Origin of the sequence: Pseudomonas sp. 43(2021), assembly GCF_017490805.1 — a bacterium.
Taxonomy (GTDB): domain Bacteria; phylum Pseudomonadota; class Gammaproteobacteria; order Pseudomonadales; family Pseudomonadaceae; genus Aquipseudomonas.
Genome location: NZ_JAFGYJ010000096.1, coordinates 1 through 832 on the forward strand (window position 1 = coordinate 1; position 832 = coordinate 832).

General features: G+C 61.7%; 2 pseudogenes. One reads left to right on the forward strand and one right to left on the reverse strand.

Annotation, left to right across the window (positions count from 1 at the left end):
- Positions 1–175, reverse strand: a pseudogene (locus tag J5M71_RS26080) (SNF2-related protein); the annotation flags it as partial.
- 1 nt (position 176) lies between these two features.
- Here J5M71_RS26080 and J5M71_RS26085 point away from each other — a divergent pair.
- Positions 177–832, forward strand: a pseudogene (locus tag J5M71_RS26085) (SNF2-related protein); the annotation flags it as partial.

Below are 832 nucleotides of genomic sequence, written 5' to 3' on the forward strand. Positions count from 1 at the left end.
CACCGAGGTGGTTTTCCAGCGGCGTGCCGCTGAGGCACAGGCGCTGGCGTGCATTCAGCTCGCGGGCGGCCTGGGCGGCTTTGCTGTTGGGGTTCTTGATGTATTGCGCTTCGTCCAGCACCAGAACGTGCAGCGGCTGTTTGGCCAGGCGCTCAAGGTCCTTGGGCAACAGGGCGTTGCCCAGGGATCTGGAAATCTTGCAGCCGCAGTCGTGGAGCGTGCTGATTCTCGACGAGGCGCAGAACATCAAGAACCCGCTGAGCAAAGCCGCCCAGGCCGCCCGTGACTTGCAGGCCCGTCAGCGCTTGTGTCTGAGCGGTACGCCGCTGGAAAACCACCTCGGTGAGCTGTGGTCGCAGTTCCATTTCCTCATGCCCGGCTGGCTCGGCGACAGCAAATCCTTCAACCGCGATTACCGCACGCCGATCGAAAAGCAAGGCAATGTGCAGCGCATGCAGCACCTGACCGCGCGCATCAAGCCGTTTTTGCTGCGGCGCAAGAAGGATCAGGTCGCCACCGAGTTGCCGCCGAAAACCGAGATCATCCACTGGGTCGAACTCAGCGATGGTCAGCGCGACGTCTATGAGACGGTGCGTGTGGCGATGGACAAAAAGGTCCGCGACGAAATCGCCCGCAGTGGCGTGGCACGCAGTCAGATCATCATTCTCGAAGCATTGCTCAAGCTGCGCCAGGTCTGCTGCGATCTGCGCCTGGTCAACGACGCCACCCTGCCCGCACGCGGCAGCACTTCGGGCAAGCTCGACAGCCTGATGGAAATGCTTGAGGAACTGTTCGAAGAAGGCCGGCGAATCCTGCTGTTCTCGCAGTTCAC